The sequence below is a fragment of the Actinopolymorpha alba DSM 45243 genome (assembly GCF_000373925.1).
Lineage (GTDB): Bacteria > Actinomycetota > Actinomycetes > Propionibacteriales > Actinopolymorphaceae > Actinopolymorpha > Actinopolymorpha alba.
The window spans coordinates 74,746-101,645 of the sequence record NZ_KB892779.1 but is presented as its reverse complement, the minus strand read 5'-3'; the positions used below and the strand labels follow the sequence as shown (position 1 = coordinate 101,645).

The following is a 26,900-nucleotide window of genomic DNA, read 5'->3' as shown; positions in this document are numbered from 1 at the left end:
ACCTCAGAGGAGTTCGGCGTCGTGGACGAGGATGGCGGCTTGGACGCGGTTGGTCAGGTCCAGCTTGCCGAGCGCCCGGCTGACGTGCGCTTTGACCGTGGCTTGGCTCATGGCGAGTTCGCGGCCGATCTCAGCGTTGGACAGGCCGCGGGCGACGGCCCGGATCACCTCCTGCTCGCGGGCGGTGAGTTCGCCGAGCCGCTTCCGGGCGAGGTCCCGCCTGGGCGCTTCGCGTTCGGCGAAGGTGTCGATCAGCCGTTTGAGCACGGGCGGTGCGAGCATGGCGTGCCCGGCCGCGACGGTGCGTACGGCGGCGGCCAGGTCGTGGGGTGGCGTGTCCTTGAGCAGGAACCCCACCGCTCCCGCGCGCAGGGCGCGGTTGACGTACTCGTCGAGGTCGAAGGTCGTCAGCATCACCACCTTCGGGGGGTGGGGCGTCTGGTTGATCCGTGCCGCGGCGGCGAGTCCGTCCATGCGGGGCATGCGGACATCCATGAGTACGACCTCGGGCCGGTGCCTGGAGACTGCCGCAATCGCCTCGGCGCCGTCGGACGCCTCAGCCACCACCACGATGTCGTCCATTGCCTCGAGAATCATCCGCAGCCCGGACCGCACCAGGGCCTCGTCGTCCACGATCAGTACGCGGATCATCTGGCTGCTTCCGCGTCAGCCGGCACACTCTCGACGTCGACAGGCGCACCGCCCGCGTCGATAGCCGCTCCGTCAGAGGGCGCACTGTCAGAGTCGAGAGGCGCATTGCCAGAGGGCACACTGTCAGAGTCCAGAGACGCACCGCCCGCGTCGATGGGCGTATCGCGAGCATTCAAGGGCGGACCTTCGGCCGATCCGGGGATCTCCCGCGTCGGGAGGTAGGCGAGTAACACAAACTGACCGCCGGGCCCCGGGCCGGCCTCGAGGCGACCGCCGAGGAGACCGACCCGTTCGCGTAGGCCGGCGATACCCATTCCACTGCCCGGCAACGGGTCGGGCCGCACCCGTGGACGCGCGTTGCGGATCGCGAGTTCGAGCGCGTGGGGCTGGTAGTGCACGACAACCTCGGTGGCCACACCGCCGGCGTGCTTGTGCACGTTGGTGAGCGCCTCCTGGACGATGCGATAGGCGGCGCGCTCGACGGCGCTCGGCACCGGCCGGGTCGTACCTTCTGACCGCCGGTTGACGGGAATCCCCGCCGCACGGGACTGGTCGAGCAGGTGGTCGAGGTCGGCGAGCATCGGCTGGGGGCTGAGGGGACCGTCGTTCGCGGCGTCTGTCGACCGCAGAACTCCAAGCACCTCCCGTAGGTTTGCCAGCGCCTCCCGGCCGGTGTCCCTGATCAGCTCGGCTTCCCGCGCTGTCCGCTCATCGGCCGCGTTCACCTCCAGCGCTCCGGCGTGTAGGACCATCAACGAGACCCGATGGGCCACGATGTCGTGCATCTCCCGGGCGATGCGGGCTCGCTCTTCTGCCCGGGCCTGGTCGGTGCGCGCGGCATGCTCGCGTTCCAGGCGTTCGGCGCGCTCGCGCAGGCCGGCGACCACCTGCCGTCTGGCGGCCACCCACAAACCCACGACCAGCGGTAGTCCGATGAACACCAGGAGCCCGGTGACAGCGTTCGACGGACTGCCCCAGATGGCGCGAGAGCCGCCGATGATCAGGCTGACGGCGACACCCAGCACATTGATCAGAAGTGCCGCGGCGGCGAAGAACAGGAAATGCCGACGCCGGCGCAGGCTGGTGCCCGCGTAGTAGGACGCGACCATGACGACGGGCCATACTGCGAGCGTCACCCACGCGAACGCGGCCACGGCGAACAGCGGCCAGAGCCATCGCCGAGCGAGCACCACGGACGCACCGCAGGCGGCGCCCAGCACCAGGATCGGTGGGCTACCCCACACCTCGCTCTCCCGGAAGCCCGTCGCCGCGGCAACCGAGAGAGCCGCGACGACCGAACTCAGCGCCCACGGCGCGAACCGGTCGACGACTCGGCCTAGCCAGGCCATCAGTCGCCCACCGACCGGGGGATCCGTCGCGTACTCCACACGAGGAGGGTAGGCGACCACCTCGCCGTGTTCGTACGACCTTCGTCGCCGGCGACCCCCTCCTTAAGTCGTACCCATGATCGACGCCTGGCCGATTCGCCCACCCCCACCCGCAGGCGAGGGTGGCCTCCATGACCGATGCAATCCTCGAGATCGTCCATCAGGTGATGACCTCGCCGTGGATCTACCTCGTGCTGTTCACGCTCGCAGCACTTGACGCGTTCATCCCAGCGTTCCCCAGCGAGAGCGTCGTGATCATGGCTGGTGTGTACGCCGCGAGTGGATCGACGAGCCTTCCCCTGGTCGTTCTCGTGGCCGCGTTGGGCGCCTTCGTGGGCGACCACACGTCCTACTTCATCGGTCGAGGAGCGGGCGGGCGGCTCCTCCAGCGGGCACGACCGGGGAGTCGGAAGCGCGCGGCGTTCGACTGGGCGGCCCGGACGCTGGGGGAGCGCGGCGGGTTGGTGCTTGTCGTCGCGAGATACATCCCCGGCGGTCGGACCGCGGTGACGCTCACGATGGGAACGGTTGGGTACCCGCTGCGGTCGTTCTCGTTCTTCGCCGCCATCGCCGCCCTGTCATGGGGGATCTATTCCGCGCTCGTGGGCTACCTCGGTGGGATGGCGTTCGAGAACGACCCGATCAAGGGGGTGCTCCTCGGTCTGGGGTTCGCGATCAGCGTGACTGTCGTGGTCGAGCTGGTCAGGTATGCCCTTCGCCGGTCCAGGCGGACTCGCGGAGCCCTGGCCGGCGAGGGTAGGAGGGCCCGCACCACCTCTGCACCGGAGGCCACGCGGTCAGACGTCCCCTCGTCCATCTCGGTCGGCGAGGGAGGAGCTGATTAATGCGTCGCTAACAGAGCGGGGGGACTGAGAAGCTCGCCCGCATGAGTACACCAACAACCTTTGAGGAATTGCTCGCGGAAGGGGAGTCCGTGCCCGTCGAGGGCTGGGACTTCTCGTGGTTCGAGGGGCGGGCGACCGAGGATCGCCCCTCGTGGGGATACTCCCGATTGCTCCGCGAGCGGGTCTCGGCTGCCTCGGCCGTAGTCGACATCCAGACCGGCGGCGGCGAGGTACTGGCCTCGGCGGTCCGAGCGGAACACCCTCCGGCGATCCTCGCGGCCACAGAATCCTGGCCACCGAACGCGGAGATCGCCCGGCGCCGGCTCCAACACCTTGGTGCCACAGTGGTCGAGGTGGCCGACGAGGCGGACCTGCCGTTCCCAGACGCGTCGTTCGACCTCGTGGTGAGCCGACACCCCACCCTCACGATCTGGCCCGAGATCGCGCGGGTGCTCCGACCTGGCGGGTCCTACCTCTCGCAGCAGGTCGGTGCCGGCACCGTTCACGAACTCACCGACTTCATGATGGGGCCGCAGCCGGTGGGCGGGGCGCGGAGCACTCGTCGGGCGGTCGCGGCGGCCGAGGCTGCCGGACTGGAGGTGGTCGACCTGCGGGTCGAGACCCTTCCGATGTCGTTCAACGACATCGGCGCGGTCGTGCACTTCCTGCGCAAGGTGATCTGGATCGTCCCGGACTTCACCGTGGACCGCTACCGGCAGCCGCTTCGCGATCTCCACGAGCAGATCCAGCGGGAAGGGCCGTTCCGTGCGTACTCCCGCCGCTTCCTCATCGAGGCCCGCAAGCCCGACCAGGCGACGGACCGGTAAAGGGCGGGCGCGCGGCTCAGGAGGCCGTGCCGTTCATACGTGCGGTGACCAGGGCGAACGACAGGAACTCGCCCTGGTCGGCTTCGAGCATCGCGATGACCTTCTTCGTACCCTCGCGGTCATCGGTTCCGTGATCGAGTCCGGCGCGGGCCCAGCGCAGCCAGTCGCGCCAGCCGTCAGGCTGCAGGCGTGCCGAGATGACTGTGACGAGTTCGGTGATCTCCCACTGGAATCTCCACCAGTCCGCGGTGTGCCAGGCGATCGCCTCCCAGCCGACGCAGGCCTTGATGTGTGCGGGGATCGCCCCGAGGTCGCGGATCTCGCGGGTCATGCCGGGCGTGGCGATCGCCAGCTGGCCTCCCGGCTTGAGGAACCTGCTGATGTAGGCGAGGTAGCTGTCCGCCGTACCAAAGTATTCGTACGCGTCGACGCTGATGATCGCGTCGAAACTTGCGCGAGCGAACGGCAGGTCGTGCGCCTCGGCCCGGACCGCGTGCACCCGGTCCGCGACTCCGGCAGCGGCGAACACCTCCGCCGCCTGGTCGGGCGCCACCCACAGGTCAGCGGCGACGACCTCCACACCGAACTCGCGGGCAAGGAACACCGAGGTCGCACCCCTGCCCGACCCCAGGTCGAGGACCCGCATCCCCGGCCGCAGGTCCAGATCGCGGCAAAGGTCCTCCAGCAGCCACAACGGGTGCGGGCCCATGTCGAGGCCCAGCAGCCAGGCCGGGTCGTAGTGCGACGAGCGGGGGTACTCGGCGGGACGGACGAGAGCATCCAGGGTGGTCACAGCAGCGCACCCAACCACAGGCGGGGCCAGGTGGCGAGCCGATTTGCGCCGGGTGCGGCCCCACAGGTGGGCCGCGCCTAGGTCGCCCGCCGAGGCGGGGCGCTCGCTTCATGGGTGACAGCGACGTGCCGACAGCTCCGTTCACAGCCGGCTGGCGCCCCGCGTAACCGTACGGTTGGTGACGGCACCCCTGGCCAAGGGAACTAAGGTCAGGGGTGCCGTCACATCGGGGAGAAGCACCATGCCTGAATACAGCGCCTGGGCCCGCAGAATCCGCGAGGTCCGCGGATACAACGCCGACGCGATCCAGCATCCGGAGCGGTACGGACTGCCCCCCGACTGGTCACCCGACCCGAACGCGCTGCCGAGTACGAGCACCACCCCCGAGGCAGGCACCGGAACCGTCGTCATCGACGAGACCGTCCTCCCCCGCGAGGGACTGACTGTTTGGAGCGCCAGCTGGCACGGGGAGGGCGACGCGGAGTTCCTGAACTGTCCCGTTCACCACAAGGCTGGGGTGTTCGAATGGGCACGCCGACAGCCCGCAGCCGCCCGCGTGGTCCGCACCGACGACCACCGGGAGGTACCCCTTGACGACCTCACCCCAACCAACCGCAAACCTGCCCCAGGCACAGGAACCATCCAGATCAGCATGGACCCGACGGCGCCGGCGTGGGTGGCCGCGTGGTTCGACGACGGCGACGGGCTCGACATCTTCAGCGACGACGACCTACGCGCCGCGATCGAGTGGGCACGCCAACAACCAGCCGCGGTGAAGTTGATCTGCACCGACAACACCGGGGCATACACCAACCTTCCAGCCGCTAGTTGACCCTGGACACGACGAAGCGCCCCGACCCTGATGGGCCGGGGCGCTTTGTTTTCCTGCGGGGACGGGGTTCTGTGGTGCACCCTGAACCGTGCTCAGATTGATCACCGCCGTGGCTGCGGAAGCTGCGGACGGAGCGCGAGAAGCTGCAGGCCTACCACGCGGCACGTAAGGCGGCAGGGCTGCCGCCTTCAGTGGCCGGCCGCCATCCATCCACGCGGCAGGAAGAACCGAGCGAGTCGCCCGAACCAGCCTTCGCCGTCGTGCAACCAGTGTCGTTCGACGACTGTCGGCTGCTCGGCGAGCACTTCCGAGAAGGAACGCCCGTTCGCTTGGACCTTAGTAAGGCCGAGCCCGTTGTAGTGGGAAGTGTGATCGACTTTGCGGCCGGGATGGTCTTCGCCCTCCATGGAGACATGGTGCGGGAGGGGCCATTTGTTATCGCACTTCTGCCGCCTGGTTTCCGGCCGGAGGGTTGGATAGATGATTCCGTGGCCGGGGCCGCTGGCGAGGGTCAGGAAACGGAACGCGGAGCCCAATGGTTAGGCGAGATATTGAGCCGCCGGAACGCTTCCGGCGAGAGGCTAGGCGACAGTGGCGATCGTTGATCGGTGGCACAGGTCCCGTCCCCGCCCGGACGAGCCGCGGTGCCCAACCTCCTGTGGCCGAGGCAAGGTGCCGTCCGCCGACCACGGCCGTGACAAGAGATGGCAGGTCCGCTGGCGCAGCGAATCCGGCCAGCCGCTCAAGCGCAACTTCGAGAAGAAGTCCGCCGCGGAGAGCTTCGCCGCCGAGATCAAGACGGACCTCGACAAGGGCACGGCCGCGCGTGACGTGCGCAGAGCTTGTCGATTTCCTCCGCCGTGAGATCGACATCAGCCAACAACTGGTCTGCGTGACAGGCCGCCAGCCGTACCTGGCGCCCGTCAAGACGAAAGGCTCGGCGCGGACCGTCGAGCTCCCGAAGGTAGCCGCCGCAGCCCTGGCCCGACACATCGAGATGCACCCGCCGGTCGAGGTCGAGATCGACGACGAGACGGACCCGCGCAACCCGGTCCGACGGAAGGCGAAGCTCCTCTTCCGCTGGGCAGGGATCAGGGGCGACCTTGAGCGGGAGCCGGGACCGATCCACCGGGCCGACTGGGCACACGTATGGGCGCCGGCCGCCCGAACCGCGGGCATCCCGAAGGGCACCGGCCTGCACTGCCTTCGGCACTACTTCGCCACCCTGCTGATCCACAATGGCGCCAGCGTGAAGACAGTCCAGCTGGCGCTCGGGCACTCGACGCCGACGATCACGCTGAACACCTATGTGGGGGAGTGGCCCGAGGCGGAGGAGCGGACTCGTGCCCTGGTCGACGCCGCCCTGGGCGATGTGCCCCGGATGTGCCCCTCGGAGGCGGCCGGCGGGTAAACGCGCAGGTCAACCCGCCGGCGGCCTTCCCAGTCAGCGGTAGTTGATGAACTGGAGGGAGAAGTCGAGGTCCTTGCCCTTCAGAAGGCTGATGATCTCCTGGAGGTCGTCCTTCTTCTTGCTCGACACGCGGAGCTCATCGCCCTGGACCTGGACCTTGACGCCCTTCGGACCCTCGTCACGGACGATCTTGGCGACCTTCTTGGCGTTCTCCTGGGAGATGCCCTGCTCGAACGTCCCCTGGATCTTGTAGTCCTTACCCGACTGCTTCGGCTCGCCGGCATCGAGGTTCTTGAGCGATACGCCCCGCTTGACCAGCTTCTCCTTGAAGACGTCAAGGACGGCTTTCGCGCGTTCCTCGGAGCTGGCCGAGATCTCCACCCCAAGCTCGCCCTGCCAGCGGATCTGGGCGTCGGTGCCCTTGAAGTCGTACCTCTGGGCGATCTCGCGGGCCGCCTGGTTGAGGGCGTTGTCGGCCTCCTGCCGATCGACCTTGCTCACGATGTCGAACGATGACTCGGCGGCCATCCCGGCTCCCTTCGTACGTCGCTGCTGCAAAGACCTGGGCGGGTTCGTAGGCCCGGCCAGTTCTGCGCTATCCTCTCAACTCGCTGTTGAACGACAGCACCCAGGCAGGTTGCCCGAGTGGCCAAAGGGAGCGGTCTGTAAAACCGTCGGCTCAGCCTACGCAGGTTCGAACCCTGCACCTGCCACAACCAGCCAAAACGGCCCCTGACCAGCGCAAATAGGTCAGGGGCTGTTTCTGTAGGTGTCCGGCTGTGTCCGGCTGTGTCCGGCCACAACCGGCTGTGAACGGCTGGCCGCGTCATATACGCGTCAAAATCTGTGGCGCCTCTCCCGCCTCAGCTGGTGCAAGTCAGCTCATCCTTGGGATGCGCCCATGCGACGTGCGGCACGTCGCGGCGGGTTGCGTGTCTCAATGCCGGCGTGCGGGCTTGGTGCCAGGCGGGTGCCTTGCCGAAGGCGGCTCTACTTAGATCAAGGCGCGCCGCAAGCGGCGCGCACCGCCCCGTCCTCGTCCTGCGGGCGGCGCTGGGGCGCCGTCCTCGGACGGGCCGGCGCGGCCACTGACGGTTGACATCACCGGCTGAGGCCATCTCAGGTTGAGGTCTCCTCCGGGGGCGCTGCCCCCTGGACCCCCGGTCCTCCCTCTGGGAGTGGGGCGCCAGGTTCCTCTCCCGCCGGTCGGCCACCGCAGGCGGCGTACCCGGAACCTGCACAGGGTCGCCAGGCCAAGCCGCAAGCGGTCGACGCGTCGAGCCTGGCGACCCTGCACAGAACCCGGGTGCGGACGAAGCTGTCCGACCGACGGGAGAGGAACCCTCAGCGTGCGACCTGTGTCTGAATCGCTGTGAGGCAAGCCGCCAGATAAGACAAAGGTCTCGACCACGGCTGCCGGCCAGACTCCCGAGCTGGTTGGCGAGCCGCCCTCCGATCGAGGCCTATTGAAGCGTCAGGAAGTCAACGGTCGATGCCGGCGGCGGTGCAAGGACCACGCCGATACTCCGAGGACAATCCAGCTGATCATGACCGCCAGGGCTGGCAACGCGGCTCCCGCAATGCCCGGGTTGGACCACCAGTTGGTGGCGTAGTACAGAAACCACAACACCATCAGCGCTGCGAAGACCGCTACTGGAATCCAAGCGAGGCGGCTCCCACCGAGGATGAGCAGGACGCCGACGATGGGAAGTAGCGCCAAACCCGCGAGAAGTAGCCAGCCGACCAGATCAGTCCCAGACAGTTCGCCCAGGTCACGAAGGATGCCGTCGAAGCCATTCGAGATCACGTGCCCCCCACTCTGCGCTGATGAAGATCAGATGATAAGGCCAGGACGCACAACAGACAGGAATGGTTGCTCGCAGCATGCGCCGATCCGGCGACCAAGGCTGCCCGCCAGCCTTCCAAGCTGGTGCCTCCGACTCTGCAGCGGGATGCCAGGTCAATGCACGCAGAACTCGTTTCCTTCTGGGTCTTGGAGTACGACGCACCTGCCAGTCTGGTCGTCCTTTTCGTTCAGAACGGTGGCGCCCGCGCTCACCAGGCGCTCGACATGGTGCATCACCGTTGACCAGCCGTCGGCCCCTCCACGCTTGGGGTCGACGTCCAGGTGGACCCGGTTCTTCGCAGTCTTGCCCTCGGGAACCTTCTGGAAGAGCAACCGTGGACCACGCCCGTGGGGGTCCACGATGAAGGCGAACTCGTCGAACCGCTCTTCAGGCAATCCGATCGCTCGTTTGAGGTTATCCCAGGTCGCGAAGCCCTCCGGCGGAGGCTGCGGCACATAGTCAAGGGCGAGGGCCCAGAACTCTGCCAAGCGAGTCGGATCCGCCGCGTCGAATGTCACTTGAACCTGCATGCCCATGTCCAGACCCTAGACAGGCTCCGTGCTAAGCGAGATAGGACGAAGAAGTGCGGGCCAGGGTTCCGTTACCGCACTGGACGTGAACGCGAGGAAGTCGAGCAGTGTCGCACTCCGTGGCGCCGCCCAGTTACGATCTTCCGACGTGGAAGGCTTATTAAGGAGCCTCGCCAACGCTAGGTAGAGGTGGTACCAGAGCGCGTCGCGCTCGAGAGTGAGGTCACCGTCTCGGTCGTCTCGTGACGACGCGGCTCCGAGTGCTGATCGGTACGCGGACAGTAGGTCGGGTAGCACCCGGATTGGGAGACCGACGAGATCGCGAGCCGGAGATCCCCATTCGGCACAACCCCAGTCCAGCAATGCGGTGACCATCCCGTCGTGGCCGACTATTACGTTCGAGGGGGCCACGTCGCGGTGAAGGAGGATCGGATCTGCCCGCGACGGGCCCTCGGGCTGAAGGAGAGTGAATCGCTCGAGGAGCCAGTCGTGCTGGGCTGTGCCGATCTCGCCCGCCTCCACGAGCTCGCTGAGTAACTCTGTCGGCGAGAACGTGAAGGGCTCCGGGATCGAGCTGACGGGTCCGACCTTGCTGAACCGGATCTGGTGGAGTGTCACTAGGATCTCGCCCAGGGATTCGAGTGTGCGCTGGCGTGCCGTCGGGTCGGGCGCCTGCTCCGCCAGGGTCGCGCCGCGCACTCGCTGCAGGACCATGTACGGCACGCTCGCGACTCGCAGGGTCGAGTCGTAGCGTACGAGTTTCGGAGTCGGCACTCCGGCGTCCCGAACCAGTGCGATGACCTGGGCTTCCTTTGAGAGCTGCTCCGCTGCCCTGGTGGTGCGCGGGATGCGCAGGACCAGCTCACTGCCGAGGAATACCGTCAGGTTCACCTGGCCCTGAGTGGGGACCGGCACCACGTCCTTGTCCTTCACGCCATAGTGCGCAGCCACGGCGCGCACAGCATCGGCGAACGGGCTTGCATCCATCACGCTTATCGTCATTAATCTCCTCGCGGTCACCAGGATCCTCGGGTCTCCCGGTGCACGGGGCGGCCGGCAGGTCGCGATCAAGGTGCCTGACTCTACAGACATGAACGTCGGCGTGCCCTCCGCGTGCCCCAAGCCAAGGACAATCTTGGGCCCTAACGGTGATCCACGGTCACGACGACCGGGAGGAGACGCGTGGATGATCTACGCCCAGTCGAGTGTGAGACCCGTAAACGCCTTTGCAAGGCAGGGGTATCGCACCGGCCGCGAGGGAGCCGGGGGCAGGGGAGTGGGCCACCAGTTACGGACCAAATACGGACCAACGGCAAGATCGGCCACGCTCCCAGGACGCGCCAGTGCACGCATTGTTCGCCCATGCATAGGTCGCTGGCCTGGGCAAATGCCAATAGGGGAGTCTGGGGGTCAAGTGGGTGTGAAGGCAACCGCATGGCATGAGTTCTGCAGCGATCAGCCCTCAAACGTGAAGTTGGCCAGGTCAAAGAGGTGCACGACTTCGAGCTTCGAGGCCAGGCGGCGAGATGGCTGGTTGTCGTCGAGGTGGCTGTAGAAGGCCACTCGTCTCTCGCCTGTCACTTCCGATGCCCATGCCTTCGACACTTGCTGTCCATAGCCACTGCGACGGGCGCTTTCATCGGTCCACACCCACAGTTCGGCCGCCTCAGAGTTGGAGCGTGAGGAGCTGGCCCATGAGACCTCGCGGTCGTCGACCGTGATCGCGAACTCCTCGTGGCCCTTGCGGACGATGGCTGGGTCTACCGGTCTCAAGACCTGTGGAAAGACGTAGGTGCTGCACTTGGTGATGTTCATCGCGCGGTCTTTCCTAATTGCACTCGCGGCCCGCATGCTGTCCTCGAAGAACATCTCTTCGGGCAAAGCTGCTACTCGCTCGACCAGATCGTCATCTGCGGTCGCGGCGAAGGTGACCCTGTAGCCATCATGGAATCTGGCGATCGAACAGGTTGCAATCTCATCGGGTCGCGGGCCCTCGATACGGACGAGTCTGCCGTCTGAGTCGAGAGCCTTGCACTCCAGTCGGAGCTGTAGTAGCCAAAGTCGCCGGGCATCAGAGATCACGAACCACCTTTACCAGGTCCAACCTGGCCCGAGCCAGCCGTTTGCGCCACGCCTGTCCCGTCTCGTTGGAGCCTCGGCTCTGCCCGACACGCAGGCGTCGCCGTGGACTATTGGCAGGGGCGTCGCAGGGTGGTCATCCGGTCCGAAAGCCTGTGAGTACGCGGGCCTTCCCAAGCTGCCGTCGTACCATCCGCGCGCCATCAGACCGGGTACGCCGAGGTCGCTCTAGGCCACCCATACCTTCCGCTCGGTGGAGAGATCATTCGGCGGGTGGCGAACGGCTTTGGCAGGAACCCGGCGGGTGCTCGGACCGCGGGCCAATGTCACCGAGGGGTTATCCCTGTCGGAGCGCAGCCTCGACCCGGCGACGGGCTGTGTCGTCTTGGCCGTCAAGGCATTTGGCGTAGACCCGGAGTAAGACGGCGACGCTGTGACCGGCCCACTCGGCCACCTGGGTCGCAGGTACACCGCCGTTCAGCCACGTCGACACGGCAGCATGGCGGAGGTCGTACGGCCGCCTGGCAAGAGCCGAGGACGATGCAAGATCGGCGCCGAAGGCCAGTTGGCGGGCCTTCGCCCACACCCGGCCGTATGTGCTCGAGTCAAGCTCGCCGCCACGCTCACCCCAGAACAGCCGGCCCTGCGGATCGGTGCCGTGGTTCTCCAGATGGTTATGCAGCAGCGCCGTCAGTTCCGGCGGGCAGGGCACGGTGCGGGTGTCGCCCTTCGCTCGGTGCTTGAGCTGCCGTTCGTCGCGTGCCTTCCCGCTGTCAGTCCACTGCTTCCCCGCGTCCGGGGTCGCCTCCGCCAGATGTAGCTCGCCCCATCCGGCACGAGGCAGGGAGAGGTTGGTCTTGCGCAGGTTGACGGCCTCCTCAGGTCGTAGGGCAGCGAAGTACATGACGGCGAAGAATGCGGTCAGCCGTGGCCCACTGCGTTGGATCTTCGTGACGGCTGTGAGGAGTTCCCGGGCTTGGCTGGGGTTCACGACAGAGCGGCGGTCCACGGTGGTGCGTGCCTTCGGTGCGTTCCGCTTGACCTTCCCGACAAGGTTCTCGTTGAGGAGTTCCAGTTCGACCGCGTAGTCGAGCGCGTTGGAGAGGACCATGCGCTTCCGGTTGAACACGGTGGCGGCAGCTGCGGTGCCATCCAGCCGGCTGGCAAGCGCATCGAGTACACAGCGAATCGTCGTCAGGTCTTCAAGATCGGCGACAGGCAGGGTGTTCCGCGCGATCCAGTCCAGTACCTGACCGGTGCGAGGTGGAGGTGCTACGTTCCTGCGTCCGCAGTTGAAAGCCCAGCTGCGTAGGGCCAGCCGGATGGCCTTGTCCGTGAACGGTTTGCCGATGTCGGGCGGGAGCATGGCAACGGTGGCCGTAGTAAGTGCCTCGGCGATGCTTCGTCGGTATGTCGCCGCGGCGTCGCGCCATTTGAGGTCGACATATTTGCAGGCGAAGTCGTACCAGGTCATATCCTTCCGGCTACGCCGGCCCGATACAGGGCGGCCAGTGTCAGTGTCGAACGCTTCTTGCGAATCGCGGTCAGGAGTTCGGAGCGGAAGCTGTCAGCGAGAGGACGGCTCTTAAACGTCTCGCGGAAGGGTCGCCGTGCGACGACCCACCGCACCCCATACGTCGTTCTCGTCTGGCCTTTGAGGGTCTGAAGCTTCCAGACACGGACGTTGTAAGTGGTGTTCATCAGGCGGCCTCCTCACGGGAGTCGAGCCAACGATCCAGATCGGCATAGCGGACCCGAATCTCACCGTTGGGCAGCTTGATACAGCGTGGGGCCCTGCCTTTGGCGCGCCAGTCGTAGAACGTCGATCGGGAGATGCCGAGTTCGGTACAGACCTCGCTGAGGGTGAGCGTGAGGCGTTCGCGGCGGGTCATTCCGGGATTCCTCCGTTAGAGGCTGCTGCGGTGGGTGGGATGGGTGTAGTAGGTGGGGCTTGGTTGGCGTCCTCGTTTCTTTTCGTCTGGTGGGGGTGCTGGTCGGATGTGGCCGTGGCTTTCGAGTAGTTCGAGGGCGGGTTCGAGTTCGGGAACTGTTTTGAAGGTGGTGCGGTTGGCGCGGTAGGCGTCGCGGACGGTGAAGGCTGTGGGGTGGGTGGCTTCGATCCAGGTGAGGAGGGTGCGGGCGTTGTCGGTGGTGGGGTCGGCGCCCATGTGGTCGAAGGCTGCGAGGGCGTGGGCGGCGTAGTAGCGGCCGATGGTTTCGGCGGCTTGCCAGGTGGTTTCGGTGATGGGTTGGGTCCAGCCACGGTCGACGTGGTGGGCGAGGTGGAGGAGGCCGGCGATACGTGCGGTCGCGCCGACCCATTTGCCGTACCAGTCGCGGACGTGGCCCCATTCGGCGCCGGGGGCGAGTTTGGGTTCGGTCTCGGTTTCGAGCGCGAGCACCAGCTCGGCGGCGCCGGGGGTGAGGGTGAGGACTGCCGGGTCGGTCCAGCCGACGAGTGATCGGGTGAGGGCGGCAAGGTGGATGCCGTAGGCATCGGCAACGTCGTCAGGTACTTGCGGGTAGCCACGCCTGCACCTGTCGGCGATCGCGTAATTCGGATCTGGCTCAAGGTCCGTGAAGCGGTCACGGAGCGTGGTCTCCGCGAGTACTCGGATCAGCCCGGCGCGGGTCCATACGATCAACCGTGATCTCGGTAGGGCGGCGGCCGGTCGTTGGCAGAGGTGTGGCGTTCGGTCGGGCATAGTGGGGCCATGAAGTATGTGTTGCTGATCTGTGACGATGAGAAGGTGTCGCCGTCCATGGAGGAAATTGCGGCGGACCCGGCGTTTCAGGCGTATGGGGCAGAGGTAGATCGGCGGGGAGCCAGTTTCGTCGGTGGTGCGCGGCTGCGTCCGGTGGCGGATGCGACGACGGTCCGTGTCCGTGATGGAGAGACGCTGGTGTCCGATGGCCCGTTCGCGGAGACGAAGGACTTCATCGGCGGTATTGACATCATCGAGTGTGCCGATCTGGACGAGGCGATCGCGATCGCGGCGCGGCATCCCTACGCGGGCTGGGGTTGTGTCGAGGTCCGCCCCGTGTGGGAATGACCGCGCCGGAGGCGGTTCGTGCCGCGGTCGATGCGGCGTATCGGAGCGAGTGGGGCCAAGTGGTCGCCACGCTGATCGGGCTGACCGGGGACTGGGACCTGGCGGAGGACTGCGCGCAGGACGCGTTCGCCGCGGCATTGGCGACGTGGCCGCGCGATGGAATTCCGGCTCGTCCGGGTGCGTGGCTGACGACGACGGCACGTCACCGGGCGACCGATCGGCTGCGGCGGGACGCAACGGGGGCGGCGAAGGTGCGGCAGCTTGCTGTGCTGGAGCGGGATCCGATTGAGCCGTCGGCGGAGGAGATTCCTGACGAGCGGTTGCGACTGATCTTCACGTGCTGCCATCCCGCGTTGCCGTTCCCTGCCCGGGTCGCCCTGACGCTACGCACGCTGGCGGGGCTGAGCACGGGTGAGATCGCCAAGGCGTTCCTGACCGCCGAGCCGACGATGGCGCAACGCCTGGTTCGCGCCAAGCGCAAGATCGTCCAGGCCGGGATACCGTATCGGGTTCCACCGGCGGAGCTGCTTCCGCAGCGGCTGACCGCTGTCCTCGCGGTGCTGTACCTGATATTCAACGAGGGCTACGACGAACAGGACGGGCGCAGGGCACTGGCCGCTGAAGGGATTCACCTCGCCCGGACGCTGGTCCGGCTGATTCCGACCGAGCCTGAGCCGCGCGGCCTGTTGGCGTTGATGTTGCTGCTCGAGGCCCGCCGCGCGCATCGCACCGATGACGGCGTGCTGGTCACGTTGGAGAACCAGGACCGATCCCGGTGGAATCGCGCGCTGATCGCCGAAGGCCTTGCGACGCTCGACGAAGCGTTGGCCATGCGGCGCTCGGGGCCGTATCAGGTGCAGGCCGCGATTGCCGCCTGTCACGCTGCGGCGCCCGACGCCGCGGCTACCGACTGGCCACAGATCGCCGCCCTCTATGCGGAGCTCACGCGGTTGGCGCCATCTCCCGTGGTGGACCTCAACCGCGCCGTGGCGATCGCGATGGCTGACGGCATCCCCGCCGGACTCGCCCTCGTCGACGAGCTCACCGAGTCCGGCGAGCTCGATGGCTACTACCTGCTGCCCGCGACACGGGCCGATCTTCTCCGCCGGGACGGCCGCCTCGCCGAGGCCGCGACGTCCTACGAGGAGGCGCTGAAACTGGCGCCGACCGAGGCCGAACGTCGCTATCTGATGGGTCGTCTTTCCGAGCTCTGACCAGCACCAAGGCCATCGCGGCCGAATTTCGAAGTTTCTTCCCGGTCGATGTCGATCCCGGGCGGCCTCCTTCGTCGGTGGGGCGAAACCACCCAAGAGAGAGGCAAGGACGATGTCGGACACCGAGTACCTGACCGCCGCCATGACCGTCGACCGGACGCCGGAGCAGGTCTTCGAGGCCATCACCAACGTCCGCGGCTGGTGGAGCGAGAACCTCATCGGCCACTCTGCCGCCCTGCACGACGAGTTCATCTTCACCGACGACAGCGAATACGCCGGTGAGACCGTCCGAGCCAAGAAGGGCATCCGTTTCGCCCGGTTCCAGATCACCGAGTTCGTGCCCGGCCGACGGGTGGTCTGGCACGTCGTGGACTCCGACAACACCGGCCTCGACGACCGTGACGAGTGGACCGACACCAACGTCATCTTCGACATCACCACCGACGCGCAGGGCACGACGCTGCATTTCACGCACGAGGGCCTCACCGCGGCGGAATCCGCCTGCTTCGAAGCGTGCTTGCGCGGCTGGACCTTCTTCATCACCAAGAGCCTGCCGCAGCTGCTCACCACCGGCGCCGGCCTGCCCATTGCGAGCTACCGCCGGTGAACCGCCGCGAGCTGAAGGACACCGAACCCATATCTGACACGCAAAGCCCCGTGGAAACCGCCGCTAGTCCGCTGACCTCCACCCGCCAGCAGAAGCCGGGCCCTCGCCAAGGGCTCGTGCTGGTACTGACGTGCGCCGCCATGGCGATGGTGGGCCTCGACATCGCCATCGTGAACGTGGCCCTGCCCTCGATCCAGCGAGACCTCAGAATCAGCCAAGGCGGTTTGCAGTGGGTTGTCGTCGCCTACGGTCTCCTGCTCGGCGGATTCCTCCTCGTCGGTGGCCGGATGACCGACCTGCGAGGACGACGCCGCGTCCTGCTCGCCGGCCTTGGCTTGTTCACCGCCGCGTCGCTGGTGGCGGGCGTGGCGCAGCACAGCGGCGTGCTGATCGCGGCCCGTGGGCTCCAGGGGTTGGGCGGAGCACTCATCGCACCGGCAGCCTTGTCGCTGCTGGCTGTCACCTTCCGTGAAGGGCGGGAACGCAATCGGGCTCTCGGCATCTTCGGAGCCGTCGCCGGAGCAGGCGGAACGATGGGAGTTGTCGCGGGCGGTCTCGTTGCCGATGGTCCGGGCTGGCGGTGGGCGTTCTTCATTAACGTTCCCGCCGGCCTCGCGCTCATCGCACTCGCCACCACCTGCCTTGCGGCCGATGAGCCCCGTGGCCGTTCCGGGCGGCTCGACGTCGCAGCGGCCAGCACGGTGACCGGCGGACTGCTGACATTCGTCTACGCACTCCACCATGCCTCCACCCACGGATGGACCTCCGCCGGCACACTGGCGTGGTTCATCGCGGCCGGCGTGCTGATGGCCGCGTTCGTGTGGTCGGAGAAGCGTTCACCAGCCCCGCTCGTGCCAGCCAGGGCGCTGCGGAACCGCACGCTCGTCGCGGCGAACCTCACCGCACTGCTCGCATTCGGCGCGCTCTTCTCGTTCATCTTCCTCGGATCGCTGCTGATGCAGCAGAAACTCGGCTACACAGCAACGCGAACGGGTCTGGCGTGGCTGGCCACGACAACGTGGCCTCAGACACGACATGGCCGTCATGCCGCACCATCGCGCACACCTTGCGATGACCCCGCGCCGGATGCGCCAGCGCGTGCTTGACCGCGAGCTCGGCCGCTGCCGACCGCGCTGGCCGCGGCCCCCTTCGACGGCCGGCCAGCGCGCGTCCTGGATTGCCAGCGCCGCCAGGTCCGCTCGGGCATGTCGAAAGACCCGGCAGAACCTCGTGGTCGGCATGGCCGTACCACCCGTCGGTCTCCATGACCCACCAGTCCAGGCGGCCGGGCCACCAGCGGCCGTCCATGAGCACCAGCACCGGCTTCGCAGGCACGACCTTGCGGGAAGAGGTGTCGGTGCGGGGCTCCTGCGCCGCGTAGCGGACGTTCATGGCGCGCTCGGCCGCCTAGGGTTCGGCGAGGTCCTGCCTGCTGTGCCAGCCGTTGACGGCCGTGTCCCACACGCCGTAACCCTGCGGGGTTGACTTGGCAGCCGCTCGCCCGGTCAGCACGGGGACGATCCGACTTCGCGGGGGATGGAACAGCACCGGTGTGGTTGAGGTCGCGTCCTGCGCTGTGGCTGCGATCCTTGGCGCGTGGACCTGAGCGAAATCATCGACGGGACATCAGCTGTTTCGACCGCCGTCGGCGTGATAGCCGCGTTATTCTTCGGAGTTCGGGCTGAGGTTCGGGCTGTGGCGGAACGTCGCCGTATTGCCGAAGCCGACAGGCAAGCGCAGGCCGCGGCCGTGACTTGGTGGGTAGATGACGAGGAGGATGAAGACGAGCTGCCCAGGTCCCGGGTGGTCCTTGTTCTGCGGAACTCCTCGAACGCCTTGATCTATGACGCCAGGGTGTTTCCTATGTTGAAGGAGTTCCGATCATTGGAGATCGGGATCGTGCCGCCTAATCGTGAAGAGCGGATCGTGCTCGACTACTTCACCGCGCACGCGGATGGGTTCTTGGTAGTCGAGTTCATGGATGCCGCCGGGCAGCGGTGGCAACGCCTCCAAGACGGCGCCCTGGCTCGTATTGGCGAGTCTCGTATCGCGCGGTTCAAAGCTCAGCGTCGGAGAGAGCGACTAAGGCGGCTTCTACGTCTGCCGGATCAAGGATGACCTTCTTCTCCATCTCGTCATCCATCTCCTCATTCTTGAGGGGTGGGAGTGGGCCCTACTGTCGTCGAGCGGTGGGGCGTCTGGGTCGGCGCCGGCGCCGGTCTCGTCTTCGTCGATCTCGGCCCATGGGTCTTCGTCGTCGACCGTCTCCGAGTCATCGGCCGGCAGCGCCTCGGTGTCGGTTTCGGTGTCGTCGAATTCGACTGAGTCCTGTGTGGGTGCCGGCGGGACGTCCGGGGGCCGGGGTAGCTTCGTCTTCGGGAACGTCGGCCTGCTCCTCGTCGTCGGCCGGCGTGACGGTGGTCGCCCTCCACCGATAACGTCAACCTCGGGGCGGTGTTGGGTGGGCCTACTTGTGGTGCCGGTTTAGACCTTCGGAGCCGCCTGGGGCTGCGGGGGCTCGGCCTGACGACACGCGGTGGCGGTTTGTCGCGAAGAACTAAAGCGGGGTGTATTCTCTCGGGTGAGTTCTAAAGGGACTCCCTGAATCGAGAGGCACGGGCACATGCAATCGAACGGGCTGTTCGGTGATGACACTGAGCTGGTCAAGTCCCAGCTGGTCGACGCTATCGTCACGGCACATATGAAGCATGTCGAGGCTCAGCGGGTGTCCGGACAGGACGGCCAGAGCGTCTACGGACAGCTTTGGCGGGCTCTGCCCACAGTCTGCACCAACACCCTCCAGAGGAACTGGATGAACGCCGTAACGGTGCAGCCTGGGCGTGCTGCTTATCACCTGCCGGTACTGCAGGACAGTGTGATCTTCCCCTGGCGGCCACCACACGGGGGAGACCCAGCAGTCACTCCGTTCATCACGAGCCCATCCCGCGCCGACCTGTTCACCTTGAAGCCCGACCCGCAAGCGATGCTGGACCTGGACGACATCGACCCGGCCGAGAGCGACGACGAGCCCCAGGTGGAGCTGAACGAGGTGGTCGAGTTCGCTGCCGATCACCATCTCCGCGTCGTCATGGTGGCCGTGGAGTCGGATGCGAGTCGGCTGTGGAGGATCACGTGGGGCGTGATTGAGCCTCAGAGCGACAGCACGGTGCGGTTCATCGACCCCGAGGTGATGTTCCTCGGAGACGATCTCGCCGTAAAGACGCCGGCCGATACGTCGGCCAAGACCAAGTCCGGCTCGGACGAGCGCACCTTTGCATCAGGCCCGGCCCCACAGCCCATCGTCAAGAAGCGTGATACAGGCACCAGTGACAAATGAGTATGCGCAAGGAAGTTTCTCTCCAGGCGGTCAGCGATGCGTTTGACCGCGACCGCCTAAGGCAGGCCCGCACGTTGGCGCAGCTGAAGAAGAACGAACTGGCTCAGAGGGTGGGGGTGTCCGCCGCAGCGATAGGGCAGTACGAATCCGGGGTTGCCAAGCCGAGGCCCGAGCACTTGACAGCACTGGCCAACGCACTGGGCGTGGATGTGACGTTCTTCGTTACAGGCCGACCGTTCTTCCGTGTGGACACCGGCAACGTGCATTTCCGAAGCCTGCGCTCGTTGCGGGCAGGGGATAGAGATCGAGCCTTGTCTACCGCGGAGCAGATCCGCGAGCTCACACACGTATTCGAACGGTACGTGGAGTTCCCGACGGTCGACCTGCCAGTGATTGAGCTGGGGGCTTCGCCGGCGCAGGCAGCCCAGCAACTCCGGAATCACTGGCATATTCCTGATGGTCCGCTGCCGCACCTGGTCGCGACCATGGAAAGCTACGGCGTCGTCGTACTCGTGTCCAAGCAGGGCGGGATGGAGCGGGTAGATGCCTTCTCCAGCGACATCGACGGCCGGCCCATCGTGATGTCGACCCCGCGTAGGTCGATGGAGGTGTACCGGCACAGGTTCACAGTCGCGCACGAGCTCGGGCACTTGCTGCTACATCAGGAGCCGAAGCCGGGGGATGCGGTGCAGGAGCTCGAGGCCGACCAGTTCGCCGCCGCGCTTCTCACACCCGCCAGCGATTTGGCTGCGATCCTGCCCCGCCGTGTCGATCTCACCGAATTGGACCGCCTCAGCCGAACGTGGGGAGTATCGATTGAGTCGCTGCTTCTTCGGATGCGTGAGGTCCGGCAGACGCCCGAGACCACGCTGCGACGCGCCTATCAGCGACTTGCGATGCTGAAGGGCGTGAGGAGCCTTGAGCCGCTCACGGCATATCCGGGGGAGATGCCGACGTTGCTGCGGCAGGCTGTGGAGCTGTGCGATGTGGAGGCAGGTATCACCCTCGTGGACATTGCCAGCGAGCTCCACCTGCCGCCGCGGCGTATCAGGGAGCTCCTCGGCCTTGACGACGTTCGGCCGAAGCTGACAGTGGTGCGATGACACACCCGGACCGAGTTCCCGCTCATGCTGCGGCCTTCGCCGAGCATCAGGGGTAGACATGACGCTCATCGAATGGACTCGTCTCGCCGGAGGCCCCGTCGAGGCCGTTGTCGCGATGTTCATCAACCGGGAGCACCCGAACTCTCACCGGATCACGCCGTCGAAGGGCGATGGGGGAGTAGACATCCTCGATCCGCGGGGAGGTCCGGACGGGACGGATGTCGTCTACCAGGTGAAGCGCTACACGGACGACCGTCTCAGCGCCAGGCAGAAGGCTGAGATCGAGGATTCTCTTTCCCGACTCATGGAAGACCCGCGGTGGGCGCGGCTTGACGTTCGGGAGTGGCACCTTGTCACGCCCATGAACCCGTCTCCCGAGGCTGAAAACTGGCTCTACGACGTGGCTACGGGCAAAGGTGTCACGGCAATTTGGCGTGGCCTGGAGTACGTCGAACAACTCGCGGCCAAGTACGGAGACGTTGTCGATTACTACTTGAACGGGAACCGGGGCCGGATCAAGGAAGCGTACGAGCGACTTGCGGCGTATTTTGGAGCCGACCGGACCGAGGGCGGACTCGACGCCTTAGAGGTGGTCAAGCGGGTCGACAAGGCGCTGCTCACGCTGGATGACGACCCGCACTACCGCTACGAACACCGGTTCGGTGAAGGAACGCCGCCGGCGTACTCCAGCCGGCAAGGCCTGGTCATGTCCATGCTCGCCGGCAACCGGTCCACTGGACGGTGGAGTGTTGTCGACATCATTGCGCGCTGCGCCGCCTCGACAGAAGAGCGGCCCATCGCTGTGCACGGGCACCTGAAGTTGGAGCGAGGTAGTACAGCAGAGAAGGAGTTCCTGGACTCCCTAACCTACGGGGCGCCGTTCCGCAGCCCGGAACGGGCCTATACCGCCACGTTCGATGCCCCGGGCGGCCTTGGAGGCAAGCTCGAAGAGGCCACTCTCTCGACTTGGCCACACTCGGCTGACCTCGGCGAAGACCCGGAGCTTCGCCTCGAGGTACTTGATCCGGCAGGGCTCGTGCTTGCCACGGTCAACGTCGACCGGGTCGAACGTAGCCAGGGGACCGGCGGGGTCAGGGCCGTCCTCGCGGAGACGAACGGTGTGTTCACCATCGAGGATCGGCACAACCTGGTCGAGAACAGTGGTCGGCGCACGATCGCCTTCGGCGACTTCACAGGAAAGCCCGTTGGGGCAGTGAAGACGGGTCTCCATTTCCTGGGCCAATGCCAGGCCCCGAATGTTCTCCGCGTCAGTTCCCGCCACGTCCCAGCGGAGATGGGAATCACGGATCCGAATATCGGTTTCGTTTGGGATGGAGCTGTGGGGGAGGCTCTCGCATCCACAGCGCACCTCATCGAGATCCTGTGCAGCTTGCAGGCGCACACAGCCACAGTGATCAGGACTCCGGACCTCGGGGCAGTGACGTCCGCCCAGCGGCGCGGCTGGGCGGACGCGGCCAGGGTGCTCAGCGGCGAGGAGTTGGCCACGTCCTACCCAGAAGGGCACGGCTTGCTCGTCGAGTTCGAGGCGGGCGTCCCGCTTCCTGAGGGCACGTTCAGCCTGTCGGCCCCTCTGGTTGTTGAGGTTGGACCGCAGCGCGTTGACCTTGGCCGTGTCGAGATCATCCTCAGAGATCCCAACTACGGGGGTCCCCATGAGTTCAGTGGGACTACGTACCACCTGTTCCAGACAAGGGACCGCTCGATCGCATATCGCAGATCCAAGCCGTTGGAGCCCTGACGTCAGACGTCGTTGGTCCTTGGGGGAGCACCTCGCGGAACGTTCGGCATCGACCGTGACCACACCGGCGCCGTGCCGGGCAGCACCCGTGGCTGCAAGCTTCTTCTACGCGAGAGCGGAAGCGGATGAGCCAAAGGGCACATGTGTCGGATGCCGCTGAACCGAATCGCGCGGAACCCTGGTCGGATCGAAGGAGACATCATCATGATCTTGACGGAGCCCCGCTAACATTGGTGCACCTCGAAACATCTGAGTCTTCGGGGTTCCCCAGCCCGAGGACGACCGATGCGACTCACCCGGCTCGCGATCCGCAACCACAGCCGTCTTTCAGACAAGGAGCTCGAGGTGCGCGAGCACCTCGTTCTGGTCGGTCCGAACGACGTCGGTAAGTCCTTGCTTCTGCGGTGCATCGACCTGCTCCTCGGTGCAAGTACCGCCCAACTGTACAACCGGATCGCCTATGAGGACCTGGCTGACCCCACCGTTCCCCTCGCCATCGAGGGGGACCTGAAGGGGTTTGTCGCGAGCGACAAGGTGCTGTTCCCCGACGAGCTCACGGTCGACCCGGAAACCAACGAGCTGACCCTCACCATCTCACTCGAGGCCACGTTTGACACCAACCGCACCCTCTCGGTCGACCGGCGAGCAGCAACGGCCGGCACCGGGCGCCAGCTCTCGGTCAAGCAGGTCGAAGCGCTCGGCTGGAACCTATTGGGGGCCACCGCGATGGCTCGCGATTTGCGTGCGGGCCGGCGCACGCCTCTCGACGAGATCCTCAAGCTCGTCGACCTGGGCACTGAGAAGGACGACTTCAAGAAGCTGATCGACAAGATTGAGGAACGGCTGCAACTGTCGAAGACGCTTGGGAAGCTCCGCGAGGACTTGGCTAGGCAGCTGTCGAAGGCGCTTCCGGTCGAGGTCAATAACGACGAGCTCACCTTCGCAACGGGCGCTCTTGCCGACGGCGACGTCCTTGCCGACGTCCGTCTGAACGTGGTCAAGGACGGCAAGACCAAGCACATTTCCGAACAGTCCGACGGCATCCGAGCCCTGTACGCGCTCGCCATGTATGACCTCGTCAGCGCTGGCCGGAACATGGTCGCCGTCGACGAACCCGAGATCCACCTCCACCCAACCAGCCAGCGCAGCCTCGCGCGACTGCTGCAGGCCGGCCCGAACCAGAAGTTCCTCGCCACTCACTCACCCGACATCGTTAGTGCCTTCTCGCCCGAGTGCATTGTCTCGGTGCGACCGGGCGGGGGGCTCGTCCAACCGAACGCCGGGTTCCTGACCGCGGACGAGAAGCTCGTTGTGCGCTGGTGGGTGCGGGATAAGTTGGAGCCACTCACCGCCAACCAAGTCGTCGCCGTCGAAGGGGTCTCGGACCGGATCATCGTCGAGAAGGTCGCCGACCTCACCAGCCGCAACCTCGACCGGCTCGGCGTCTCGCTCATCGAGACCGACGGCGCCGGCGACATGCCCGCGATCGTCACGCTGTTCGGACCCACTGGATTCGACATCCCGCTCGCACTCCTCATCGACGAGGACGCACGCGACAAGACTGCGAAGAAGCTCGGGGTCGCCCCCGACGACCTGGAAGACCTCGAGGACTACCCCTGCTTTATCTCCGCCCCGGACCTCGAAGGCGAGTACGTCGACGCGCTCGGCGCCGCGAAGGCCTGGGACGCACTCGAGAACTCCGGGCTGTTCTCGAAGAACACGCTCGACAACTGCAACAAGTCCGGCGCCGATGGCACCCGCACTGCCGTCGATGTCGCCGAGTTCTGCCGGCACAGGAACAATAAGGTGCTGGCCGCGATGGCGATCGCCGAAGTGCTCGACAAGGACACCGCCGCCGGGATCGTCAGTGTCAACGACCTCCTGGACGAGATCGAGAACCCGTGATCACGCCCACCAAGGCCCAAGCCGAGGTACGTGACCACGACAACCTCTCGCTCCTTGTGGTCGCGCCCGCTGGCTGCGGTAAGACGGAAGCGCTCGCGCTTCGCGTAGCGGGGTTCATTGATCGAGGCTCCGCTCCTCCACCCCAGCGCATCCTCGCCGTCACTTTCACGCACCGAGCCAAGGACAACATCCGCGCCCGGCTCCGGCGCTATGTGCCGCTCTCCGTACAACGCGACCGCGTCACTGTCACCAACTTCCACGGCCTCGCCGCCCGAATCATCCGCGCCCACGGCGCAGTCGCAGGGATCAATCCCAACATCACCATCTGCGAGAACGACTGGGTCCGCGAGCAGTGCCACAGCAGGAAGCTCGACTGGGACGACATCAAGGACGTCGAGAAGGCGCTTCAGGTCGCCAAGCTTGAAGCGCACACCGACGAAGAAGTCTCTGAAGCACTCGGAGAATGTGGAAACGACCACGCCATCGACATCGAGGCCCTGCGCGCGAAGCAGAATCGCGCCACTTACGACGACCTGCTCCGGTACGCCGAACTCATCCTGGCCAACGACGCCGTCGCTGACCTGTACGCACACCACTTCGGCGCCGTCATCGTCGACGAGTATCAAGACCTCACTCCGCAGCAACTGCGTGTGATCAACCGCATCGCATACGGTCGAACCACCTACGCTGGTGACCTGGCCCAAGGCATCTACGGATTCGCTGGTGCTGCCCCGTCGGACATCGACGCAGCAATCCGTGCCGAATGCGCCAGCGTCATCGAGTTCAGCGATTCCCATCGGTCATCGCCAGCTGTCCTCGCGATGGTGAACTCCCTCAACGAGCTCACGGGCGGAACCGACCTCACCTGCGCCGATCCCAGCAGTTGGCCGCAAGGCGGACTCGCCGGCATCCTTCGGTTCACTGACGTCAAGCAAGAAGCCGCGGATGTGCTCGCATTCGCAGCCCACGTCCTCACCAGGGCGCCCGGTCAACGAATCGGCGTCATCGTACGGATCAAGAGTCGTCTCCGGTTCATCGCCACCGTCGTCGAAGCGAGTGACCACCCCGTACACCGGTGGGAAGATGGAGTCCTCGACCCAGAAACCGCTCGACGAGTCCGAACGATGCTCGCCCGCATCGACCCCTCCGAACTTGCGTCCACGGACGACACGCTCGGCTACCTACGCCAGCTCGCAGAACTCGAGAGAGTAGAGGACTTCGACTCACGGAGCGCTCTTGCTGACGCAATCAATTGGGTCCTCGACCGCTTCGCCAACGGAGACACCTTCGACGAAGTACGCGCCAAAATCCGGGTCGGCGACCAGACCACCCTGCTGAATGCGCCTGGAATCCACCTCCTCAGTGGCCACGTCGGAAAGGGCCAGCAGTTCGACTGGGTCATCGTCGTCGGACTCGAACAGGGCTGCATCCCGGATTTTCGGGCGACTACGCCAACAGCCAAGGACGAGGAGGCTAGAGCCCTGTCAGTGATGCTCTCTCGTGCCCGGCACGGAGCGCTTGTCACTTACACGCGAGTGGTGCCGACGCTCGGTGGTTCGCCGAAGCCCCGAACCATCTCCGAGTACTGGCCCTACCTTCTCGATGCGAACCCGCTTGAGGCAGGTGAGATCGACAAATGGCTCGCCTCAGCTCGGTGGGACGAGATCGCAGAACGCTGACCAGAACACACGTATCTCTCGGCGAGGATCTTGTCGTGGACCACGACATAGCCGATCGCCATGATCACGGGACCGGGAGCTCGGCCACGCAAAGGAACGGTTGGGCGTGCACCCAACACACTCTGCAGGGCGAAACTCCGCCTGTGTCCTTGCTGCAAATAATCAAGGATATGTGCAGTACGTCGGTTCGGGGCTCGGCTCGTGGGCCCAGTTCGAAGCGGCCGTTGGTCAGGAGGGTGTACACGTCCGGCCCCGCTCCGGCAACTCCACCGGCCCTGGCACCAGCTCCGCGGGCCGCCCCTGCCCCTCAGCCAGCGCCTCGCTGACCAAACCCTGAACCGACGAAGACTTCCCAGACCTGCTCACGCGCAGTGTCCTTCCTGGCAAGACTGAACCCTGTCCGCCTCCGGTCAGCCCACCCGCGCCCTTACACAGAAGAACTTGCATCCCCACAAGGGCTACGACCTACCACCCGCGTCGGGCACATCGCCGCGGTCGAGGCGATCCAGGCGCAGTTCCCCGGCCTACCAGGTCTGAAGTCCCTCGACCGGCTCCGCCGGCGGCGCAACCAGGCCGAGTATCCCGACCCCGCCACCTACGACCCGATCACTCTCGACGAGGCAGAAGATGCCATCGGCGTTGCCCGGACCGCAATCGACACCGCCCGCACCCTCACCGGCCGGCCCGAACTCTGCCTGTTCCGATAGCGACACGGCGGGCTGCAGCGGTTCAGTGCACGCGCTACATCTCAAAGGCACGGGTCCAGCGGTGCCCGGCGTGCTATGGCCAGTTCCAGGATGGGCGCGGCGTATATGCGGCGAAGATCGGTGGTGTTCAGCGAGGGCGCAGGTCAGACGGCACTTGCCGCCTTTCTGTAAAACCGTCGGCTCAGCCTACGCAGGTTCGAACCCTGCACCTGCCACAACCAGCACAAATAGGCCCCTGACCAGCGGAGATGCCGGTTCAGGGGCCTGTCTCACTGAGTCCCACCGCATACCACTCCTGACCGCTGTTGATCACGATTTGTGGGCGCATCGTGG

At 65.9% G+C, this 26,900-nt stretch carries 29 protein-coding genes and 1 tRNA gene; 19 read left to right on the top strand and 11 right to left on the bottom strand.

Annotated features, from left to right (window positions below; translation table 11 throughout):
• Window positions 1-3 precede the first annotated feature (3 nt).
• Entirely contained in the window at window positions 4-651 is a 648-nt protein-coding gene (locus B141_RS0127200) for a response regulator (protein WP_020578350.1), read from the bottom strand.
• Window positions 648-2,039, bottom strand: a complete 1,392-nt coding sequence (locus tag B141_RS0127195; RefSeq protein ID WP_020578349.1) for a histidine kinase — start codon at window positions 2,037-2,039, stop codon at window positions 648-650. Before B141_RS0127195 ends, B141_RS0127200 begins: the two co-directional genes overlap by 4 nt.
• 131 nt (window positions 2,040-2,170) lie before the next feature.
• On the opposite strand from B141_RS0127195, the gene B141_RS0127190 reads away from it, so the two are divergent.
• Together B141_RS0127190 and B141_RS0127185 are read left to right on the top strand one after the other, a co-directional pair.
• A complete protein-coding gene (locus B141_RS0127190) occupies window positions 2,171-2,884 on the top strand; it encodes a DedA family protein (RefSeq protein WP_020578348.1) in 714 nt (237 codons plus the stop codon).
• A gap of 41 nt (window positions 2,885-2,925) precedes the next feature.
• Entirely contained in the window at window positions 2,926-3,711 is a 786-nt protein-coding gene (locus B141_RS0127185) for a class I SAM-dependent methyltransferase (RefSeq protein ID WP_040422432.1), read from the top strand.
• 16 nt (window positions 3,712-3,727) lie between these two features.
• Here B141_RS0127185 and B141_RS0127180 read toward each other — a convergent pair whose 3' ends face one another.
• Window positions 3,728-4,504, bottom strand: a complete 777-nt coding sequence (locus tag B141_RS0127180) for an SAM-dependent methyltransferase (RefSeq protein ID WP_020578346.1) — start codon at window positions 4,502-4,504, stop codon at window positions 3,728-3,730.
• 241 nt (window positions 4,505-4,745) lie between these two features.
• Here B141_RS0127180 and B141_RS0127175 point away from each other — a divergent pair, with 241 nt between their 5' ends.
• The 4 genes from B141_RS0127175 (at window position 4,746) to B141_RS47875 (ending at window position 6,747) form a co-directional block, all read left to right on the top strand.
• Window positions 4,746-5,336 (top strand): hypothetical protein, encoded by a 591-nt coding sequence (locus tag B141_RS0127175; RefSeq protein ID WP_020578345.1) that lies wholly within the window; start codon window positions 4,746-4,748, stop codon window positions 5,334-5,336.
• Between the two features lie 191 nt (window positions 5,337-5,527).
• The gene (locus B141_RS52970; RefSeq protein ID WP_420313607.1) at window positions 5,528-5,941 is read left to right on the top strand and encodes a cell division protein SepF; all 414 of its coding nucleotides are present in this window, start codon (window positions 5,528-5,530) and stop codon (window positions 5,939-5,941) included.
• A 67-nt stretch (window positions 5,942-6,008) separates the two neighbouring features.
• On the top strand, window positions 6,009-6,200 hold the full coding sequence (locus B141_RS50895; protein WP_020578343.1) for a hypothetical protein: 192 nt from the start codon (window positions 6,009-6,011) through the stop codon (window positions 6,198-6,200).
• Window positions 6,163-6,747 carry a site-specific integrase gene (locus tag B141_RS47875; protein ID WP_202805938.1) on the top strand — a complete coding sequence of 195 codons (585 nt, stop codon included), beginning with the start codon at window positions 6,163-6,165 and terminating at the stop codon, window positions 6,745-6,747. Before B141_RS50895 ends, B141_RS47875 begins: the two co-directional genes overlap by 38 nt.
• A 33-nt stretch (window positions 6,748-6,780) precedes the next feature.
• Here B141_RS47875 and B141_RS0127155 read toward each other — a convergent pair whose 3' ends face one another.
• On the bottom strand, window positions 6,781-7,275 hold the full coding sequence (locus B141_RS0127155; protein ID WP_020578341.1) for a YajQ family cyclic di-GMP-binding protein: 495 nt from the start codon (window positions 7,273-7,275) through the stop codon (window positions 6,781-6,783).
• A 103-nt stretch (window positions 7,276-7,378) separates the two neighbouring features.
• On the opposite strand from B141_RS0127155, the gene B141_RS0127150 reads away from it, so the two are divergent.
• Window positions 7,379-7,460: transfer RNA gene (locus B141_RS0127150), tRNA-Tyr, on the top strand.
• A gap of 761 nt (window positions 7,461-8,221) precedes the next feature.
• Here B141_RS0127150 and B141_RS0127145 read toward each other — a convergent pair.
• From B141_RS0127145 to B141_RS0127115, 7 genes are all read right to left on the bottom strand, one after another.
• A complete protein-coding gene (locus tag B141_RS0127145) occupies window positions 8,222-8,554 on the bottom strand; it encodes a hypothetical protein (protein ID WP_020578340.1) in 333 nt (110 codons plus the stop codon).
• 153 nt (window positions 8,555-8,707) lie between these two features.
• Window positions 8,708-9,130 carry a VOC family protein gene (locus B141_RS0127140; RefSeq protein ID WP_020578339.1) on the bottom strand — a complete coding sequence of 141 codons (423 nt, stop codon included), beginning with the start codon at window positions 9,128-9,130 and terminating at the stop codon, window positions 8,708-8,710.
• A gap of 9 nt (window positions 9,131-9,139) precedes the next feature.
• A complete protein-coding gene (locus B141_RS0127135) occupies window positions 9,140-10,111 on the bottom strand; it encodes a phosphotransferase family protein (RefSeq protein ID WP_020578338.1) in 972 nt (323 codons plus the stop codon).
• Between the two features lie 468 nt (window positions 10,112-10,579).
• Window positions 10,580-11,206: a GNAT family N-acetyltransferase gene (locus B141_RS49725; protein ID WP_157181322.1), complete on the bottom strand. Its 627-nt coding sequence runs from the start codon at window positions 11,204-11,206 to the stop codon at window positions 10,580-10,582.
• A gap of 334 nt (window positions 11,207-11,540) precedes the next feature.
• Complete coding sequence (locus tag B141_RS43000) at window positions 11,541-12,677, bottom strand: tyrosine-type recombinase/integrase (protein WP_202805937.1); 1,137 nt, start codon at window positions 12,675-12,677, stop codon at window positions 11,541-11,543.
• Between the two features lie 226 nt (window positions 12,678-12,903).
• Window positions 12,904-13,095 (bottom strand): helix-turn-helix transcriptional regulator, encoded by a 192-nt coding sequence (locus tag B141_RS0127120; protein ID WP_020578336.1) that lies wholly within the window; start codon window positions 13,093-13,095, stop codon window positions 12,904-12,906.
• A 15-nt stretch (window positions 13,096-13,110) separates the two neighbouring features.
• On the bottom strand, window positions 13,111-13,848 hold the full coding sequence (locus B141_RS0127115) for a DUF3987 domain-containing protein (protein WP_020578335.1): 738 nt from the start codon (window positions 13,846-13,848) through the stop codon (window positions 13,111-13,113).
• A gap of 69 nt (window positions 13,849-13,917) precedes the next feature.
• Between B141_RS0127115 and B141_RS0127110 the strand changes: the two genes are divergently transcribed.
• The 12 genes from B141_RS0127110 (at window position 13,918) to B141_RS42990 (ending at window position 26,567) form a co-directional block, all read left to right on the top strand.
• Window positions 13,918-14,256 carry a YciI family protein gene (locus B141_RS0127110; protein ID WP_020578334.1) on the top strand — a complete coding sequence of 113 codons (339 nt, stop codon included), beginning with the start codon at window positions 13,918-13,920 and terminating at the stop codon, window positions 14,254-14,256.
• Window positions 14,253-15,470 (top strand): RNA polymerase sigma factor, encoded by a 1,218-nt coding sequence (locus tag B141_RS0127105; RefSeq protein ID WP_020578333.1) that lies wholly within the window; start codon window positions 14,253-14,255, stop codon window positions 15,468-15,470. Before B141_RS0127110 ends, B141_RS0127105 begins: the two co-directional genes overlap by 4 nt.
• A gap of 112 nt (window positions 15,471-15,582) precedes the next feature.
• Entirely contained in the window at window positions 15,583-16,077 is a 495-nt protein-coding gene (locus B141_RS0127100; RefSeq protein ID WP_020578332.1) for an SRPBCC family protein, read from the top strand.
• Window positions 16,078-16,127: 50 nt separating this feature from the next.
• Entirely contained in the window at window positions 16,128-17,183 is a 1,056-nt protein-coding gene (locus B141_RS42995) for an MFS transporter (RefSeq protein ID WP_237742821.1), read from the top strand.
• A gap of 490 nt (window positions 17,184-17,673) precedes the next feature.
• Window positions 17,674-18,195 carry a hypothetical protein gene (locus B141_RS0127085; protein WP_020578329.1) on the top strand — a complete coding sequence of 174 codons (522 nt, stop codon included), beginning with the start codon at window positions 17,674-17,676 and terminating at the stop codon, window positions 18,193-18,195.
• 42 nt (window positions 18,196-18,237) lie between these two features.
• Entirely contained in the window at window positions 18,238-18,402 is a 165-nt protein-coding gene (locus tag B141_RS49720) for a hypothetical protein (RefSeq protein ID WP_157181321.1), read from the top strand.
• Between the two features lie 298 nt (window positions 18,403-18,700).
• Window positions 18,701-19,414 carry a hypothetical protein gene (locus tag B141_RS0127075; protein ID WP_020578327.1) on the top strand — a complete coding sequence of 238 codons (714 nt, stop codon included), beginning with the start codon at window positions 18,701-18,703 and terminating at the stop codon, window positions 19,412-19,414.
• On the top strand, window positions 19,411-20,517 hold the full coding sequence (locus B141_RS0127070; protein WP_040422430.1) for a helix-turn-helix domain-containing protein: 1,107 nt from the start codon (window positions 19,411-19,413) through the stop codon (window positions 20,515-20,517). The genes B141_RS0127075 and B141_RS0127070 overlap by 4 nt, the downstream gene beginning before the upstream one ends.
• Before the next feature lie 58 nt (window positions 20,518-20,575).
• The gene (locus B141_RS0127065; RefSeq protein ID WP_020578325.1) at window positions 20,576-22,276 is read left to right on the top strand and encodes a hypothetical protein; all 1,701 of its coding nucleotides are present in this window, start codon (window positions 20,576-20,578) and stop codon (window positions 22,274-22,276) included.
• A 285-nt stretch (window positions 22,277-22,561) separates the two neighbouring features.
• On the top strand, window positions 22,562-24,181 hold the full coding sequence (locus B141_RS0127060) for an ATP-dependent nuclease (protein ID WP_020578324.1): 1,620 nt from the start codon (window positions 22,562-22,564) through the stop codon (window positions 24,179-24,181).
• Window positions 24,178-25,860: a UvrD-helicase domain-containing protein gene (locus B141_RS0127055; RefSeq protein WP_020578323.1), complete on the top strand. Its 1,683-nt coding sequence runs from the start codon at window positions 24,178-24,180 to the stop codon at window positions 25,858-25,860. The genes B141_RS0127060 and B141_RS0127055 overlap by 4 nt, the downstream gene beginning before the upstream one ends.
• A 371-nt stretch (window positions 25,861-26,231) precedes the next feature.
• Window positions 26,232-26,567 (top strand): hypothetical protein, encoded by a 336-nt coding sequence (locus tag B141_RS42990; protein WP_020578322.1) that lies wholly within the window; start codon window positions 26,232-26,234, stop codon window positions 26,565-26,567.
• Window positions 26,568-26,900 lie beyond the last annotated feature (333 nt).

Coding starts and splice junctions, on each gene's coding strand:
- B141_RS0127155 (WP_020578341.1), bottom strand. CDS start 7,275: ATGGCCGCCGAGTCATCGTTCGACATCGTGAGCAAGGTCGATCGGCAG.
- B141_RS0127135 (WP_020578338.1), bottom strand. CDS start 10,111: ATGGATGCAAGCCCGTTCGCCGATGCTGTGCGCGCCGTGGCTGCGCAC.
- B141_RS0127185 (WP_040422432.1), top strand. CDS start 2,926: ATGAGTACACCAACAACCTTTGAGGAATTGCTCGCGGAAGGGGAGTCC.
- B141_RS0127065 (WP_020578325.1), top strand. CDS start 20,576: ATGACGCTCATCGAATGGACTCGTCTCGCCGGAGGCCCCGTCGAGGCC.
- B141_RS43000 (WP_202805937.1), bottom strand. CDS start 12,677: ATGACCTGGTACGACTTCGCCTGCAAATATGTCGACCTCAAATGGCGC.
- B141_RS0127120 (WP_020578336.1), bottom strand. CDS start 13,095: ATGACCCGCCGCGAACGCCTCACGCTCACCCTCAGCGAGGTCTGTACC.
- B141_RS0127060 (WP_020578324.1), top strand. CDS start 22,562: ATGCGACTCACCCGGCTCGCGATCCGCAACCACAGCCGTCTTTCAGAC.
- B141_RS0127175 (WP_020578345.1), top strand. CDS start 4,746: ATGCCTGAATACAGCGCCTGGGCCCGCAGAATCCGCGAGGTCCGCGGA.
- B141_RS0127140 (WP_020578339.1), bottom strand. CDS start 9,130: ATGGGCATGCAGGTTCAAGTGACATTCGACGCGGCGGATCCGACTCGC.
- B141_RS0127110 (WP_020578334.1), top strand. CDS start 13,918: ATGAAGTATGTGTTGCTGATCTGTGACGATGAGAAGGTGTCGCCGTCC.
- B141_RS0127075 (WP_020578327.1), top strand. CDS start 18,701: ATGCAATCGAACGGGCTGTTCGGTGATGACACTGAGCTGGTCAAGTCC.
- B141_RS0127190 (WP_020578348.1), top strand. CDS start 2,171: ATGACCGATGCAATCCTCGAGATCGTCCATCAGGTGATGACCTCGCCG.
- B141_RS0127100 (WP_020578332.1), top strand. CDS start 15,583: ATGTCGGACACCGAGTACCTGACCGCCGCCATGACCGTCGACCGGACG.
- B141_RS0127105 (WP_020578333.1), top strand. CDS start 14,253: ATGACCGCGCCGGAGGCGGTTCGTGCCGCGGTCGATGCGGCGTATCGG.
- B141_RS0127200 (WP_020578350.1), bottom strand. CDS start 651: ATGATCCGCGTACTGATCGTGGACGACGAGGCCCTGGTGCGGTCCGGG.
- B141_RS0127070 (WP_040422430.1), top strand. CDS start 19,411: ATGAGTATGCGCAAGGAAGTTTCTCTCCAGGCGGTCAGCGATGCGTTT.